The 15,961-nt window shown below is 56.9% G+C and carries 12 protein-coding genes; 6 read left to right on the top strand and 6 right to left on the bottom strand.

The features are described 5' to 3' along the window. Positions 1 to 73: 73 nt before the first annotated feature. The gene (locus DYY88_RS00915) at positions 74 to 2,389 is read right to left on the bottom strand and encodes a transglutaminase family protein (RefSeq protein WP_052288143.1); all 2,316 of its coding nucleotides are present in this window, start codon (positions 2,387 to 2,389) and stop codon (positions 74 to 76) included. A gap of 63 nt (positions 2,390 to 2,452) precedes the next feature. On the opposite strand from DYY88_RS00915, the gene DYY88_RS00910 reads away from it, so the two are divergent. Next, positions 2,453 to 3,412 carry a DNA-methyltransferase gene (locus DYY88_RS00910; RefSeq protein WP_039724712.1) on the top strand — a complete coding sequence of 320 codons (960 nt, stop codon included), beginning with the start codon at positions 2,453 to 2,455 and terminating at the stop codon, positions 3,410 to 3,412. An 85-nt stretch (positions 3,413 to 3,497) separates the two neighbouring features. Then, entirely contained in the window at positions 3,498 to 3,911 is a 414-nt protein-coding gene (locus DYY88_RS00905) for a hypothetical protein (protein ID WP_039724713.1), read from the top strand. Between the two features lie 129 nt (positions 3,912 to 4,040). Here DYY88_RS00905 and dnaK read toward each other — a convergent pair whose 3' ends face one another. The 5 genes from dnaK to DYY88_RS00880 form a co-directional block, all read right to left on the bottom strand. Then, positions 4,041 to 5,957 (bottom strand): molecular chaperone DnaK, encoded by a 1,917-nt coding sequence (dnaK, locus tag DYY88_RS00900; RefSeq protein WP_039724714.1) that lies wholly within the window; start codon positions 5,955 to 5,957, stop codon positions 4,041 to 4,043. 130 nt (positions 5,958 to 6,087) lie between these two features. After that, positions 6,088 to 6,711: a CBS domain-containing protein gene (locus tag DYY88_RS00895; protein WP_039724716.1), complete on the bottom strand. Its 624-nt coding sequence runs from the start codon at positions 6,709 to 6,711 to the stop codon at positions 6,088 to 6,090. A 101-nt stretch (positions 6,712 to 6,812) separates the two neighbouring features. Further along, entirely contained in the window at positions 6,813 to 7,148 is a 336-nt protein-coding gene (locus DYY88_RS00890) for a hypothetical protein (protein WP_039724717.1), read from the bottom strand. A gap of 381 nt (positions 7,149 to 7,529) precedes the next feature. Further along, the gene (locus DYY88_RS00885) at positions 7,530 to 9,128 is read right to left on the bottom strand and encodes an Hsp70 family protein (protein WP_039724719.1); all 1,599 of its coding nucleotides are present in this window, start codon (positions 9,126 to 9,128) and stop codon (positions 7,530 to 7,532) included. 329 nt (positions 9,129 to 9,457) lie between these two features. Beyond that, the gene (locus DYY88_RS00880) at positions 9,458 to 10,306 is read right to left on the bottom strand and encodes an EI24 domain-containing protein (protein WP_044150272.1); all 849 of its coding nucleotides are present in this window, start codon (positions 10,304 to 10,306) and stop codon (positions 9,458 to 9,460) included. Between the two features lie 126 nt (positions 10,307 to 10,432). Here DYY88_RS00880 and DYY88_RS23895 point away from each other — a divergent pair, with 126 nt between their 5' ends. From DYY88_RS23895 to lnt, 4 genes are all read left to right on the top strand, one after another. Then, the gene (locus DYY88_RS23895; protein ID WP_160299474.1) at positions 10,433 to 10,603 is read left to right on the top strand and encodes a hypothetical protein; all 171 of its coding nucleotides are present in this window, start codon (positions 10,433 to 10,435) and stop codon (positions 10,601 to 10,603) included. A gap of 620 nt (positions 10,604 to 11,223) precedes the next feature. After that, entirely contained in the window at positions 11,224 to 12,570 is a 1,347-nt protein-coding gene (gene accC / locus DYY88_RS00875; RefSeq protein WP_039724720.1) for an acetyl-CoA carboxylase biotin carboxylase subunit, read from the top strand. Between the two features lie 186 nt (positions 12,571 to 12,756). Continuing rightward, positions 12,757 to 13,743, top strand: a complete 987-nt coding sequence (gene dusA, locus DYY88_RS00870; RefSeq protein ID WP_130199286.1) for a tRNA dihydrouridine(20/20a) synthase DusA — start codon at positions 12,757 to 12,759, stop codon at positions 13,741 to 13,743. A 252-nt stretch (positions 13,744 to 13,995) separates the two neighbouring features. Further along, positions 13,996 to 15,666, top strand: coding sequence for an apolipoprotein N-acyltransferase (gene lnt / locus DYY88_RS00865; RefSeq protein ID WP_084606898.1), 1,671 nt, complete (start codon positions 13,996 to 13,998; stop codon positions 15,664 to 15,666). The last annotated feature ends 295 nt before the right edge of the window (positions 15,667 to 15,961 follow it).

Raw genomic sequence — 15,961 nt, 5'->3', positions numbered from 1 at the left:
TTATGATTACAAATGGAATTTATAAACACCCTGTATTCTGGCTTAATTTAACCGCAATGTGAAAAACTGGCGACTACTCGGTTCGCAAATGCACCAATCGCAGGTCCAGGGTCATAGGGGCTTCGGGGTGAACCACTAGCGGGGGTAGGGGCTCGGGCACTGGACCATCCGTCACGGGCACAAACCTTTGCTGGAAGCGCGATCGCGCGACTTCGAGGGAAGGGGGCAGCGTCTCTGCATCAACGGGGTCGGTGTGATAAATCATGCCGCCGAGGTGCTGCGATTTCCAAGTATCAATCACGTCAAATCGCAGGGGCACGTGGGGCGTTAAGGCCGCATGATCGGTATCGAGGGGCGATCGCGCTCGAAAGCGCACGGCTCCAACGTAGTCGCCCGCTACCCCTGTGGAACGTAGGGGCACCCGATGACCGTTACATAAAATGGCGTACCGTTTCGCGAGGGCGCCGACTGCGGGGGCATCGCCGACCGCCCCGGTGAGAAAGAGTTGCACCCGCTCCATTGAGTTATCCACCGGGCGCGAGGTCCCCCCGCCTCCGGCATCGCCAATCACCGGCCATGGTTCCAGGGCGGTGCGGAGTTCCAGCACCTGTGCCGGGTTGTCGCGTAACGCAATCTTGCCGTTTTGCGGGAATCGACGCAGCAAAAACGGCGTAAACCAGTCCAGCTCAAAAGGCAGACCTGCGGTTTTTAGCTCCTTCAGCACGATTTGAAAATCTTGAATTAAATAGTGGGGCAGCAGCCAGCGATCGCGCAGCTCTGGTCCCCAGCGCTTGAGCGGTTGGGTAAACGGCTGTTGCCAAAAGCGGGCGATTAAGGCCCGAATCAGCAACATTTGCAGCAGCCGCAGACCCGTGTAGGGGGGCATTTCGAACCCGCGAAATTCCAGCAGCCCGAGTTGGGCAGCGGGATTATAGGTGGGGTACAGCTTATCGATGCAGAGGGCGGTGCGGTGGGTGTTGCCGGTCACATCTTGCAAGAGGGGACTGAGTAATCGATCCACCACTTCAGGGGCGATCGCTTTGCCCGGCATCAAGGCCAGAAAGGCCAGTTCCAGTTCGTACAGGCTGTCGTGGCGGGCTTCGTCAATGCGGGGCGACTGGCTGGTGGGGCCGATGTATTGCCCCGCGAAGACATAGGACAGGCTGGGGTGATGCTGCCAGTAGGTAATCAAGCTGCGCAGCAAATCTGGTCGTTGGAGGAGGGGACTGGTCGCGGGCGTTTTGCCGCCAATGGTGATGTGCGAACCGCCGCCCGTGCCCAGCAACTGACCGTCACGACCATATTTTTCGCAAGCGAGGCCGCAGGCGATCGCCTCCTCATCCAATGCGTGGTGTAACTGCACCAGCTCGGGCCAGGTGGCAACCGGGTGAATGTTAACTTCCAACACTCCCGGGTCTGGCGTGAGTTTAAACCCCTCAATGCCTTGATTAATGGGGGGACCATAGCCGCTCAACTGCACGGGCTGATCCAGCACTTCTGCCGTGGCCTCAATCGCGGTAATCACGTCGGCAAAGCTGCGGCCTGTGGCGATCGGCGGCAAAAACACCTGCACGATGCCGTTTTCTACAGAGACGACCAAAGCGAGGCGAATACTATCCGCCGGGGCAAGGGAGGAGACCGCTTCAGGGCGAATAGGGGCACTATCAAAGGCGGGTTGCGCCTCGGTCAAAAGCTGCTCGGTATCGGTGAGTTCGGTCAAGGGCAGCCGCAGCCCGACGGGGCCATCCCCCGGCACCAACACCATGCCTTGGTCAAAGCCCGTCCAGCGGCAGCTTTGCCAGAGGGGGGTGCCATTCACTTCCGTGGTCAGCAACGGCAGTACAAAGCCAGCAGGTACAGTTTCTTCGATTTCGTAGGCGGGCATGATCGCCGCGTGGGGAATCGCGAGACAGGTAGCCAATTCGTAGATAAAGCTTTTGGCGGCCGCCCAAGTTTGGGGCTTCCCCGAGGGGGCAGCGGTGGCGAGCAGGTCGGCGTTGCCCCACAACGGTTGGCCATCCAGTCGCCAAAAACATCCCAAAGCCCAGCGCGGATAGGGTTCGCCAGGATATAGTTTGCCGATGCCGTAATGTCGTAGGCCGCCAACCGGGTTTAAGCGCTGTGCCAAACGCAGTAATAGGGCCTCGGCGAGCTGCCGTTTTTCGGTGCCCAGGGCTTCGTAGCGCCATTGCAAATCAGTGCGATCGCGGGCCGAAACGTAGGTCGGCTCACCCCCCATCGTCAGCCCAATTTGGGCGGCGTGCAACCGTTGGTCAATTTGGCGACCCAGGGCGTCAATCGCAGTCCACTGAGCTTTGGTAAACGGCTGAATAGTCACAGGCTTCGTGCTTAAGCAATCGGCGGGAGGGGTGAATCGAAATGATGTCAGAGCTATCCTAGGGCAGCGTGGTTGGAACCGTGCTAAATCTTTTCGGACTTTTAGGATTGTGCTGTGTCGCCATCAAAACCGAAAGCCCCTCGTAATCGTACCTTGACGCTGTCGTCCACTGACGGTCAAATCTATGGGGCGCGGCTCCAACGGTGGACTCAGGCGATGCCGCTTGAGGCCGTGCTTGACACGACGGTGCAGCAAGATTGCCAAGGGGCGATCGCCTATCTGCCCACTGCCTGCATCGATCTCCTTATACTTGACCCCCCCTACAATCTCCGCAAAAATTTCAACGGCCAATTGTTTCAGTCGCGATCGCCCGTCGATTACCTCACGTGGTTTGAGTCCTGGCTGCTGCCCCTCAAGCGCTTGCTCAAGCCCACCGCCTCACTCTACGTCTGTGCAGACTGGCAATCATCGGCCATTTTGTATCCGTTGCTGGCGGAGCATTTCACCATCCGCAATCGAATTACGTGGGAGCGCGAAAAGGGGCGAGGAGCCAAAACGAATTGGAAGAACGCCGCTGAAGATATCTGGTTTGCCACGGTTTCCGATCGCTACACCTTTAACGTGGAGGCGGTGAAGCTGAAGCGCCGGGTGATCGCTCCCTATCGCGATCGCCACGGTGCGCCCAAAGATTGGCAAGACTCCCAGCAGGGCCGCTTTCGCCTGACCCACCCGTCGAATTTGTGGACGGATATTTCGGTGCCGTTTTGGTCGATGCCGGAAAACACCGACCACCCGACTCAAAAGCCCGAAAAGCTCATCGCCAAGCTCATTCTTGCCAGCAGTCAGGCTGGGGATGTGGTGCTCGATCCGTTTCTAGGGTCAGGCACCACGTCGGTGGTGGCCAAAAAGCTGCAGCGCCACTACATCGGCATTGAGACCAACCGGGAGTATTGCTGTCTGGCCGAAAAGCGACTGGCCTTGGCGGAGCGCGATCGCCGCATTCAAGGCTATACCGACGGTTACTTTTGGGAACGCAACTCCGCCCCGCCAATCTCTACAGAAACTGCCCACTGACATCAAAATTCCTGTAAATTTCAGCAATTTTCTCCCATTTTGGGCATACCTTATCAGGAGAAGGATTCATCCGAGAGGAGTCTTCATGAAGCTGGTGAAAAAGATTGTGGCCGGATTGCTGCTGCTGTGGGGGCTCCCGCTCAGCATTTGGGCAACCGTGGAAGCCTTCAACCCGAATATTCCAGCAGAGGATAAAGAAGGAGCCATCCCGGCGCTGATCTTTTTCGGCTTGCCCCCGATCGCCATTAGCGGACTTTTGATTCACAGTCTGCGGCAACAACACCAAGCCAGTGAGCAGAAGAGCGATCGCGAACTTGAGTTACTCTTTCTCACCGAACTGCAAGCGAATAATGGCGTGGTAAGCCCGATCATTTTTGCCACAAAGACCGATCTTTCCTTAGATGATGCCAAAGCTTATTTGGATGAAAAAGCGGTGCAGCTCAACGGTTTGTACGAAGCGACCGAGTCCGGCGGCATTATCTATCGGTTTCCTATCTGAGCGCCCGAAAAATTGACACAAAAAAGCGGATGGCGATCGCCATCCGTTTTTCCTTGCTAGCCGGAGCAAGCTTTTGGGCTGAGAGTTGGGTCGACAGGTTTCCAGAAGGGCCTGTCGACCGCTGAGAACTTACTTGTTCTCAGGCTCAGTAAATTCAGCGTCGATAACATCTTCGCCACCGCTGGAACCTGCATCTCCAGCGTCACCGCCAGGGGCTTCGCCACCAGCCGCCGCCTCAGGGCCGCCCGCCTGCTGATACAGGTTGGCGCTGATGCTGTACAGCGCTTGCTGCACTTCCGTGGTCAAAGACTTCATCTTGTCGTAGTCTTCAGACGCCACGGCTTCTTCCAGCTCTTTGATCTGACCATCAATCTTGGTCTTCTCATCGGCTGGCACTTTATCGCCCAGCTCTTCAATCTGCTTCTTGGCTTGATAGGCCAGCGTGTCGGCCTGGTTCTTGAGTTCGACCCGTTCACGGCGCTCTTTGTCAGCCGCCGCATTGGCTTCAGCGTCTTTCACCATGCGATCGACTTCGTTATCATCCAAAGTCGAAGCGCCCGTGATACTGATGGTCTGCTCTTTGCCCGTGCCCTTATCCTTGGCAGTAACGCTCAAGATCCCGTTGGCATCGATGTCAAAGGTCACCTCAATCTGAGGCACGCCTCGAGGTGCCGGGGGAATGCCATCCAAGCGGAAGGTACCCAGGCTCTTGTTATCGGTGGACATTTCCCGCTCACCCTGGAGCACGTGAATTTCCACATTGGTCTGACCATCCACTGCCGTGGAGAAGGTCTCAGACTTCTTGGTGGGGACAGTGGTGTTCCGAGGAATGAGCTTGGTCATCACGCCGCCCAGGGTTTCTACACCGAGGGAGAGCGGTGTCACGTCCAGCAGCAGGATGTCCTTCACTTCGCCAGCCAACACGCCGCCCTGAATGGCTGCACCAATGGCCACCACTTCATCCGGGTTCACGGTCTGGTTCGGCGCTTTGCCCAAGATTTTTTTGACGACTTCCTGAACAGCGGGAATCCGGGTGGAACCACCGACCAGTACCACTTCGTCAATGTTTTCGCGATTGAGCTTGGCATCTTTAAGCGACTGCTCAACGGGAATGCGACAACGATCAATCAGGTCGGAAACGAGTTCCTCAAACTTGGCCCGCGTTAGCGTCGTTTCTAAATGCTTAGGACCATCTTGAGTCGCCGTGATGAAGGGCAGGTTGATTTCTGCCTGTCCGGCACTAGACAGCTCAATCTTGGCTTTCTCAGCGGCTTCGGTCAGACGTTGCAAGGCTTGCTTGTCCTTGCGCAGGTCAATGCCTTCATTGCGCTGGAAGTCTTCAGCCAAGTAATCCACGATCTTCTTATCGAAGTCGTCACCCCCGAGGTGAGTGTCACCTGAGGTGGAGAGCACTTCAAACACGCCGTCGCCGACTTCCAGAATGGAGACGTCGAAGGTACCGCCACCCAAGTCAAAGACGAGAATGGTTTCGTTGCTCTTCTTGTCCAAACCGTAGGCCAAGGAAGCGGCGGTCGGCTCGTTGATGATTCGCAACACTTCGAGACCGGCAATTTTGCCTGCGTCCTTAGTGGCTTGACGCTGGGAGTCATTGAAATAGGCAGGCACCGTAATCACCGCTTGGGTGACGGTCTCGCCCAGGTACTTGCTGGCGTCATCCGCCAACTTGCGCAGCACCTGTGCCGAAATTTCTTCGGGGGCAAATTGTTTGCCTGCTTGTGGACAGTCCAGCTTGAGGCTGCTGCCCGAAGTCAACACTTTGTAAGCGACTTCAGTGGACTCGGTGCCGACTTCATCGACTCGGCGACCAATAAAGCGCTTGACTGAATAAAACGTATTTTCGGGGTTCATCACCGCGCCGCGCTTAGCGATTTGCCCCACGAGGCGATCGCCATTCTTGGCATAAGACACGACAGATGGCGTCGTGCGAAAACCTTCAGCGTTGGCGATAACGGTGGGTTTACCCCCTTCCATCACTGCCACAACTGAGTTTGTAGTTCCGAGGTCGATACCAACGACTTTTCCCATAGATTTGCTCCGGCTTAACAGCTATTCACAGTGTGCCGGGTATGCCGGATTCGCTGTAGGGGGGGATACCGAACTTGGGTGTAGGGAAACCGGATGGGGCGGACCCTGGAGTGTTTCTAGGCGATCGCGGCTAACCACTGCACCAGGCGTCGAGGTCGCGATCGCGCAGCGCTTCAGGAAATTCGTCACAAAAAGCTTCAAAAGCTGTTTGCTCAAGGGGTTTGGCTTGCTGGTGAGCGCTCTCTGCCTGGAGGGCATCGACGGCGGCCCAAGCTTTGGCGCAGGCCTCAGAACCGGGGCCTTGCGTTTGGCAAACCTGACGGGCGATCGCTGACAATTCTTCAATCTTGTGGGCGAGCAGCAGTTCTTGCGGCTGCTCTAGGGCATCACTCCGCGCCAAAATATCAGTCACGGAAAGCAGTCCCAGCAATTCTTTTTGGATGACCGGCGCACTGTGGAGTTGATAGCGCGTCAGGAGTTGGGCGGCATATTCCACCCCCAAGTCAGGATTGAGCACGATGCAGGGCTTGGTCATAATCTCGAACACGCGCAAGTGCTGCGGATTGCGGCCAAAGGCGATGACTTTGCCGACGATATCCTCCACCGTCACAATGCCGTAGGCATCCTGCTCATAGCTGGGCGGCACGATTAGCGCCTGAATCTGGCGTTGCTGCATTAATTTGGCGGCAGCAGCAACGGGGGCCGTATTGTGAATCGTCACAACCGGGCACGTCATAATGTCGGCAACTTTCATCGGGTCTCTCGTAAATTCAGCGCCAGTGGCTAGACCATAGCTAATGACCGAAGAGGATGGCTCACCTTCGATACACTCTGCATCACTGCACGGTCATCGCTTCAAGCTGTCCCTGCGGTCAAAACCGCGATCGCATCTTCCACTCCCCGCCGCAAGGAATCATCAGCTGTCGGTGCCAATTTGAGTTCATCGGCTAACAGGATCGCGATCGCACTTTGGCTTGAAAAGGGGGCCGACAAGCAAGGTACTCCCGGCACGCCCTCTGGCATCAACATTTCTGGCAGTGGCATGCCCGTTAATTCGTGACTAGGGTCGAGGGGCACTGACCGAGGCCATGTGGCAAAGTGGGACGCCGATTCCAACGGTAACGTCCAGGGATCAGCGATCGGTGGGAATAGATTGTAGGTTAAAGGTTGTTCCTTCAAAGGTGACAGCATCGCGGCACCTCCCGTTTATGTTTTGACGGCTGTTTTTAAACTTAATTAAACTGATTCAGCACCCTTTTCGTATCTTCAATATAACGCTGTGATTGTGAGCATTTGGACAAGCGGCGAGCGATCGCGATAAATCTTATCGCCACTATTCATCAGCTTTGACATGATTCCTGGCTAATCAAAAGGGTCGCCGTTGTCAGCCTCTGAAATTCTTTTGGAAAGTGTTTTGTTAGGGCTAATTACTGTCTTTAGATCTGAGGATTTTGTGGGTGAGAACAAGAGGGTTGAATTTTGAATTTTTCTCGCCTGAAATTTGCTGGCACAGTTCTCCCCATCGTAAACCCACATTAATAATGGCTGTTGCTGAGCTAGACCTGCTTCCGCTTAGCTCAGTTGCACGACGGGGCGATTTTCGACCAGGGTATCCCCGGTGAGGATGTCGTCGACAGTAATGCGTAAGGTGCGATCGCCATCCACGGCAAACTGGACGCGAATGCGATCGCTGCCCGGCACGCCCAGCGGGTCCAACTTGGCAATGGTGCGTCCGGCTCCGGTGTCATTGAGGGGCTGTATCTGTTGGGCGTCTTTTTGGGTTTGGCGAGTGACCAGGCGATCGCCCTCAAAAAACACTTCCGTCGTAACCAGGGCGTCTTCGTTGCCCAGTTCACCAATTACCAGCTCAATGCTGGGCTGATTGTCGGTGGAAGCCCCCAGCACCATCTCGACCGGTGCGGGCGAGGGGTAAGGCTGGCCCGAGCGAATGATGGGTTGCCAGCCGTGACGACGGTTGCGGCGATCCCAATAGCGGATGCCATAGCTGTGATACAGAAAGTCGGTGAGTTCGATGCCTTGCTGCACTTGCAAGGCTCCTTCGGCGACGGCGGTAAAGGGGCGATCTCCGCGAATCTTCTCCGATGGAAAATAGCCAGCCAGCCACTGTTGCACGGCGGGAATTTGGGCCGTGCCACCGACCAACAACACGGCGTCAATATCTTGAATACTGATGCCCTGGCGGCGTCCCTGCTGCAAGATTTGCTCCATGCAGCCATCCAACCGCTCGAAAAACTGTCGCTGCCGCAGAATGTCTTCAAAAGTGGCGCGATCCAGCTTGAGGGTAAGACTGTCCAGGGTTTCGTCGTCAAAGAAGCTCTCCGTCGCCTGGGCCTTGTCCGACAGCTGGATTTTCAGCCGCTCGACCAATCGTTGCGTGAGGGGCGTCACCCCAATACCTTGCTGTTCGTGAAAGTAGTCGGCCAGCCAATTATCGATGTCCGCACCGCCCAGGTTTTCTCCGGCTTTGGCGAGCACCTTGGCCCGCTGGGGCTTTTGCGAGGAGGATTCGGCCAGGGACTTGTTGCCCCAGCGCAGAATAAAGCCCAGGGGTTTGCGGTCAGCGGCGATCGCCAACTCCACCAGGGAAAAGTCCAGCGTGCCGCCCCCAAAGTCCATCACCAGCACCGTTTCTTCTTGCTGAATGCCGTAGCCGAGCGCCGCTGCCGTCGGTTCATCCAACATCCGCACCTGTTGCAAATCAAGCGCTTCACAGGTTTGCCCCAGCCAGTTGCGGTACACCTCAAAGCTGTCCACGGGCACCGTGAAAACGAGGGCATCGGCGGTGCCTTCTCGGGTTTGTAGGGTGGCAATGACCTCAGTCAAGAACCAACTGCCGATTTGCTCAAAGGATACGGTTTGCCCATCCAACTCGGGCAAAAAGCCCTGGATCGAGGTGCCAATGCCGCGTTTGAAATTGCGAAAAAATCGTCGATCGCTGCTCACATCCAACCCGCGATCGCGCACCTGTTGGCCAATCTGGACGCTGCCCGCCGCCGCATCTTTGATATAGGCCAGCGATGGCACCAAAGGCGGATTTTGGCCAATTTTCTGAGCCAATCCCGGCAAAGAAATCACTTCAGGGACTTGGGTAGCGCTGTTCCAGCGGGTAATGACGGTGTTGCTAGTGCCAAAGTCGATCGCAAAGGTCATGGACAGGGTGGGGGAGTGTGAGGGGGTAGTGGGGAGTGGCAGGGTGTGAGGGTAGCAGGGTGCGAGGGTATGAGGGTGGCAGGGTGCGAGGGTGGCAGGGTGTGAGGGTGGCAGGGTGGCAGGTGTGAGAGTTTAGATACGGGGCTGTGTCTATGCTTTTAGAGAATTCTATTAACGCATTTCAATTGCTCAGGGATCAAGTCCTATCGGCTGACTTACCGCTACCCAACTACCCAACTACCCAACTACCCAACCACCCCATCACCCAGCCACTCAGCTACCCAGCCACCCAACTACCCAGCTACCTAACCACCCCATCACCCAGCCACTCAGGAAGACGCTTTCGAAGACGCCTCCTCGGGCAGCGGTTGGAGGATGCGATCGCAGAAAAACAGCGTTCCCGAAGCCACACAGACCGGAATCGCTAACAAATTCATAAACGGAATGCTGACCAGGAAAAAACAGGCGAAGGCAAAGCTGCCGCTGGCCGGTAAGCCGCGAAAGACAATGCCTAACTTTTGGCGAAACTTGAGGCGGCGACGTTCCAACGGGGCATCAAACATATCGAGACAGATCAGCAGACAGGCGAGGGCAATGCCGCCGCTGGTGGCGATCAGCGTGCCGACACCGGGAATAAAGTTGCAGAGCAATAGCGGTAGGCCAATGAACGCTAACAGCAGCAGCTTTTTGAGCTCAAACAAAATGGCCCGCCAGATGTCAATAAAAATCGCTCCGGCTCCCAGTGATTCGGGCCGTTCTAGCTGGCCAGACCGCAGCAGTTCAATCTTTTCCGACATTTGCCCGTAAAAGGGTGAACCGAGAATGGTGCCAAATTGCAGCAGCACAAATCCCAACACGATGAACAACAGCAAAATCAGGACGCCCTGAACCACCGGGGCCAGGATTTGCACTGTGGTATCCAACCAGGCGGGTTCGAGCCAGGTCGTGAGCTGCAGCACCCAGGTATCGACGAGGCGCAATCCCCACCGCACGCCGAGCGTATACAGCGTGATGCCCAGCACCGTGTTGATCGCCAGGGGAATGAGCACAAAGGGCAACAGCGATTTTTCTCGCAGAAACAGGCGCAGTGTCCGTAGAGGATAGGTGAAACCCAGCAAGATGCCGGGGATGCCGCCGCCTCGAGGCCGCAGTCGGTTTTGGGTCTCCAATTTCTCCATAGTTCAGTCATGGCCCGACAACTGTGATCCATCTTGCCCTGCAATGGAGCCATTGCGGGTGCTGAACTCTCCGGATGGGCAGTCGGTTTACCGAAAAGTGAAGTGTTCCCTACATTTCAGTTTGTGATGAAAGTCATTGTTTTGAGTGCCTTGCCGATCGCGATCGCCGCGACAGTCGTGACGACCTTGGGCAGCGCGATCGCACCCACCGCCAGCCACGCCCAGTTTGAGGCAGCCGATTTAGTCAGCCAGGGCTATATTTATCGCGGTACTGGCCGCCGCCAAATTTTGACTTAGGTGTTCCTGAAGTCATGCGGGTCCCCTCGTCCGTTGGTGGCCTCAACCGGCTTAAATCCTTGTTGCGGCTGGATTTCTTGACATCAACCGTAATTGACACCCCGCTTGCCCCAGAGGATTTCTCGGTCAGCGATCGCTTGAGTAGTTGTCACCAATTCGCGACATCGAAACCACTCAGCGGTAAGACATTAGCCTTGTCATCACCTTTGCACCGACTCACGCGACGGGCCACTTTCCCGAAAAGCTTGTCAGTACTGCGTTTGTCCCCAACCTTGGGCTACTACGTACACACAAGGTGTCCGTAATAACTGGCCATTAATCTAGCCCCCTTTGCGAGAGCAACCGAGCTGTGTGTACTGAGTAGCCAACCTTGGGAGAAGGGCACCAGAACCCCTTCAAACTCCCTCCTCTTCAAGTTTTGGGAGAGAAGGGCTGGGGAGGTGAGGGCCAGATCGTTGCACAACAGATTACTCACGCTGCCCACGCCCCTGCCCCATGGTAGGATTAGCTACCGTCTTACGGTTTAAGGCTTGGCTGGATGGCGACTCCCCACTCTCTTGGTGAGCTATCGAGCGAGCCCATAAGCCGCTGTCTATGCTGCTGAGGGTACTGCGAGTCGAATGCGCTTTTCCAAAATTCTGATTGCTAACCGTGGGGAAATTGCGCTCCGAATTCTCCGCACTTGCGAAGAAATGGGCATTGCCACGGTTGCCGTGCATTCTACCGTCGATCGCCATGCCCTGCATGTGCAGTTGGCCGACGAATCCGTTTGCATCGGCGAAGCTCTCAGCAGCAAAAGCTATTTGAACATTCCGAATATTATTGCGGCGGCGCTGACTCGGGGCGTCGAGGCGATCCATCCGGGTTATGGATTTTTGGCGGAAAATGCGCGCTTTGCGGAAATCTGCGCCGACCACAATCTCACTTTCATCGGCCCCACGCCAGAATCCATGTTAGCGATGGGCGATAAATCGACCGCCAAGGAAACGATGCAGCGGGTCGGGGTCCCGACCATTCCTGGCAGCGAGGGGCTGTTGAAAAGCGAAGTCGAGGCGAAAGCGATCGCGGATGACATCGGCTACCCGGTGATGATTAAAGCCACCGCAGGGGGCGGCGGTCGCGGTATGCGCTTGGTCAAACACGCCGACGAACTCAGAAAACTATTCCTTGCCGCCCAGGGCGAAGCGGAAGCCGCTTTTGGTAATCCCGGCGTCTACATGGAAAAGTTTGTCGAAAAGCCGCGCCACGTGGAGTTCCAGATTTTGGCCGACAGTTACGGCAACGTGATTCACCTGGGGGAGCGCGATTGCTCCATTCAGCGACGGCACCAAAAACTGCTGGAAGAATCTCCCAGTCCGGCGTTGAACCCAGAACTGCGAGAAAAAATGGGCGATGCGGCGGTGCGAGCCGCGAAGTCCATCAATTATGTCGGGGCGGGCACCGTGGAGTTTCTGGTGGATGCCTACGGCAACTTCTACTTCATGGAGATGAACACCCGCATTCAGGTGGAGCATCCCGTGACGGAGATGGTCACGGGCATTGACCTGATTGGGGAGCAGATTCGGATTGCCCAGGGCGATCGCCTCTCCATCACCCAAGAACAGGTGAACCTGCAAGGACACGCGATCGAGTGCCGCATTAACGCCGAAGACCCGAAATATAATTTCCGTCCTGCGCCGGGTCGCATCAATGGCTATCTGCCCCCCGGTGGCCCTGGCGTCCGCATCGACTCCCACGTCTACACCGACTATGAAATTCCGCCCTATTACGATTCCCTCGTCGGCAAACTCATCGTCTGGGGACCCGACCGCGCCACCGCTATCCTCCGTATGAAGCGGGCGCTGCGGGAATGTGCCATCACCGGACTGCCCACCACGATCCCCTTCCATCAAATGGTGCTAGAAAACCCCAATTTTCTCTCTGGGGAAGTCTATACCAACTTTGTAAATCAACTGCTAGATACTTAAGGGCTTCTCAATCCCTGATCGCGGCACCGGAGCGCTCAGAAAGCGGCTGTTGCCCAGGCCTTGATCGAGCCGGCTGACGGTGAGGAAACCTCGGTTTTGAGTTAAGTTGAAAGACCCGTTAATCGTCCTAATGTCGGCATGATCGTCGCTGCCTCCTCGCACTCCATCTCTAACCCACCCTCTGTCATGGGGTATCCCGTCAGCATTGCGCCCATGATGGATCGCACCGATCGCCACTATCGGTACTTCATGCGGCAAATTACCCAGCGGACGCTGCTGTACACCGAAATGGTCACGGCTCAGGCGATCAAACATGGCGATCGCGATCGATTATTGGGCTTCTCTCCGGCGGAAAAGCCACTGGTGCTGCAAGTCGGGGGCGACGATCCCCAACTGTTGGCGGAGTGCGCCCGCATCGCTGAAGACTTTGGGTATGACGAAATCAATTTGAATGTCGGGTGCCCGAGCGATCGCGTGCAAAGCGGTAACTTTGGCGCCTGTCTGATGGCGCAACCCGAGCTGGTGGCCGAGTGCGTCGCGGCGATGATGGCGGCCACATCAATTCCCGTCAGTGTGAAGCATCGCATTGGCGTTGATGATCTCGACAGCTATGACGCCATGGCGCAGTTTGTCGCGACGGTGGCGGCCACGGGCTGTCAGCGGTTCACCGTCCATGCCCGCAAAGCGTGGTTGAAGGGGCTGAGCCCCAAAGAAAATCGGAATGTGCCGCCCCTGCGTTATGCCGATGTATATCGCCTCAAGCGTGACTTTCCTCAGTTGTGGATTGAGATCAACGGCGGCATCACCACCCTGGCCCAAACCCAAACTCATCTGGCACAGGTGGATGCGGTGATGATTGGCCGCGCCGCTTACGATACGCCCTACCTGTTTGCTGAGTGCGATCGCCAATTTTTTGGCAGCACCGAGGCGGTGCCGACGCGATCGCAGGTTGTCCACGCCATGCTGCCCTACGTTGACCACTGGACGGGGCAAGGACTCAAACTCAACAGCATCACCCGCCATATGCTGATGCTGTTTCACGGCCAACCCGGCAGCCGCACCTGGCGACGGTTGATTACTGAAAATGCCTGCCTTCCCGGTGCTGGGAGCGAGGTGCTGGAAGCCGCTTTGGCTGGAGTAGAAAAGGCGGCTAACGCCTCAGTCTTGGTATAAAGTCCATGCGCTCAAGCGAGCAAAAGCCGAAGCGCGATATTGGGATGCTGGGGAATGGTGGTCTTCCCGACTAACCTGGATGACCCTATCTCCATCCGTAGTCTGCCCTCTGCCGGACAGGCTCTTTTTTTCCGGTAGCGCCGCAAAACTCACGGCATAGGCTGCCGACATCAGGCAATCCGTCTACTCACGGCGAACCGAGATGCGATACTGCAAACAGTTCGCGGCGCTTTACACTTCTTGATCTGGGTAATGGGCTTATTTCCACCGGGGCGCAAACACCGTCCGTCGCTAGTCACACAATCTGAGGGCCCCAATCGGGTCAAGCTGGCGCAGTCGGGCCGCGCTGTCACGGTGGCCACTGCGAGGTGGCGATCGCCGTGGCTCTGGGTGGCGATCGGGGGCCTGCTCATGGGGTTAACCCCCGCCCCGGTAAACCTGTGGCCGCTGGCGTGGGTGGCGTTAGCGCCCCTGTGGCGGGCGGTGCTGCAGCCGGGACGGACGTCGCTGTGGCGGGCATTTGGCTTGGGCTGCCTGTGGAGCGCCATATATCACGGCATCGTCCTCTCTTGGATGACGCATCTGCATCCCCTCACCTGGATGGGGGTGCCCTGGTTAGCCAGTGTGGGCATTGCCTTATTTGCCTGGGCATTTATTACCGGACTGGGGACGGTGACCTTTGGCCTGTGGGCGGTGCTGCTGCGGTGGCTGAGCGATCGCGCCCGGCTCAGTTGGCCTGCACGCATTGGGGTGGGCACCGCGTTCTGGTGCCTGCTGGAAACCCTGCTGAGCTGGGGACCCTTGGCCTGGCCGTTTCTGTCATTTACCCAGAGTCCGGGCAACTTGTGGATCTTGCAGTTGGGGCGCTGGGTGGGACCCGTGGGCATCACTGCCGCGATCGTCGCCGTGAATGGTTGCTGGGCTGCGATGAGCTGGGGCCGGGGGACTGTTACCAACCGTCGAACGGCGTCCCGAGGGGCCGCGATCGCGGGCTTTTTGCTGCTAGTCACCTTGCACGGTGTGGGCAGTGGCCTCTATCACCAGCCTTTGGGCGATCGCCCTGACGTGGCCCTCAAAATTGGTCTGATTCAGGGCAACATTCCCACCCGTGAAAAGCTGACCCCCGCCGGTACTCGGCAGGCGATCGCCGCCTACACTGACGGCTATCGGGAGCTGGTGGCCCAGGGGGCCGACGCCGTACTCACCCCAGAAGGGGCCATTCCTGACTTTTGGACCCGCGAGTTGCAGCGACGAAGTCCCCTTTTGTCAGCCGTGCGAGAACTGGGCATCCCGTTATGGCTGGGCACTTTTCGGCCCGTGGGTCCCATCGCTAATCGCGAGATGACCCAAAGCCTGGTCAATCTAGACGCTCAGGGCACCGTCACCAGCCAATACAGCAAGGTCAAGCTGGTGCCCCTGGGCGAATACATTCCCTTTGAGCGCACGTTGGGGCGACTCATTTCGCGGCTGTCGCCTGTTAGCAGCAGTTTGCTCCCCGGCAGCACCGACCAGATTTTTGCGACCGCCTTTGGCTCCGCCGCGATCGGCATCTGCTATGAGTCCCCCTACAGTGAACTATTTCGGCGGCAGGTGGCCAACGGTGCAGAGTGGATCATGACCGCTTCTAATCATGATCCCTATCCCCCGCGCATGATGATGCAACACCATGCCCACGACGTGATGCGAGCAGTGGAGAGCGATCGCTGGGCGGTGCGGGTGACTAACACTGGCATTTCTGGGGTGGTCACTCCCCACGGCGACACGGTTTGGCTGTCGGAGCCCAATCAGTACGTGACTCACCTGACGCAAATCTATCGTCGCCAAGCGCTCACCCCCTACGTACGCTGGGGCAATTGGGTGACGTGGAGCTTAGGGGCGATCGCGATCGTGCTCTGCCTGCCAAATCTCCGTAAAACTCCGTAGATCCTTTGAACAATAAAAAAGAAACTCTTGAAAGATCCTGACACTTACACGGAGCGCTGTTTAAAGTGTCATCAACCATCTTTACTGCATCTTCACAAATGACCGCCCCCGATCACTCACCGGGATGTGTCCGTTAGTCATGCAGGACGCCGTTTTCAGGGCGACTTGCGAATATGCTATTGGCCTTGCTGACCACCGTCAGTTCTTTTGGGAAACTAACTGTCCACGATCTTGATCGTGGGTGAGGTCGGTCGGCGCTAGCTAAGCAAGATTGATTCACCACCAAACGTCCATT

It is taken from the genome of Leptolyngbya iicbica LK (assembly GCF_004212215.1).
GTDB lineage: Bacteria > Cyanobacteriota > Cyanobacteriia > Phormidesmidales > Phormidesmidaceae > Halomicronema > Halomicronema iicbica.
Note: the sequence above shows the minus strand (reverse complement) of the source record. Positions and strands in the feature narration are given on the sequence as shown.

Bases quoted from the DNA above. Each gene is read 5' to 3' on its own strand.
- dnaK (WP_039724714.1), bottom strand. From the start codon at position 5,957: ATGGGAAAAGTCGTTGGTATCGACCTCGGAACTACAAACTCAGTTGTG.
- lnt (WP_084606898.1), top strand. From the start codon at position 13,996: ATGGGCTTATTTCCACCGGGGCGCAAACACCGTCCGTCGCTAGTCACA.
- DYY88_RS00880 (WP_044150272.1), bottom strand. From the start codon at position 10,306: ATGGAGAAATTGGAGACCCAAAACCGACTGCGGCCTCGAGGCGGCGGC.
- DYY88_RS00905 (WP_039724713.1), top strand. From the start codon at position 3,498: ATGAAGCTGGTGAAAAAGATTGTGGCCGGATTGCTGCTGCTGTGGGGG.
- DYY88_RS00890 (WP_039724717.1), bottom strand. From the start codon at position 7,148: ATGCTGTCACCTTTGAAGGAACAACCTTTAACCTACAATCTATTCCCA.
- DYY88_RS23895 (WP_160299474.1), top strand. From the start codon at position 10,433: ATGAAAGTCATTGTTTTGAGTGCCTTGCCGATCGCGATCGCCGCGACA.
- dusA (WP_130199286.1), top strand. From the start codon at position 12,757: ATGGGGTATCCCGTCAGCATTGCGCCCATGATGGATCGCACCGATCGC.
- accC (WP_039724720.1), top strand. From the start codon at position 11,224: ATGCGCTTTTCCAAAATTCTGATTGCTAACCGTGGGGAAATTGCGCTC.
- DYY88_RS00885 (WP_039724719.1), bottom strand. From the start codon at position 9,128: ATGACCTTTGCGATCGACTTTGGCACTAGCAACACCGTCATTACCCGC.
- DYY88_RS00895 (WP_039724716.1), bottom strand. From the start codon at position 6,711: ATGAAAGTTGCCGACATTATGACGTGCCCGGTTGTGACGATTCACAAT.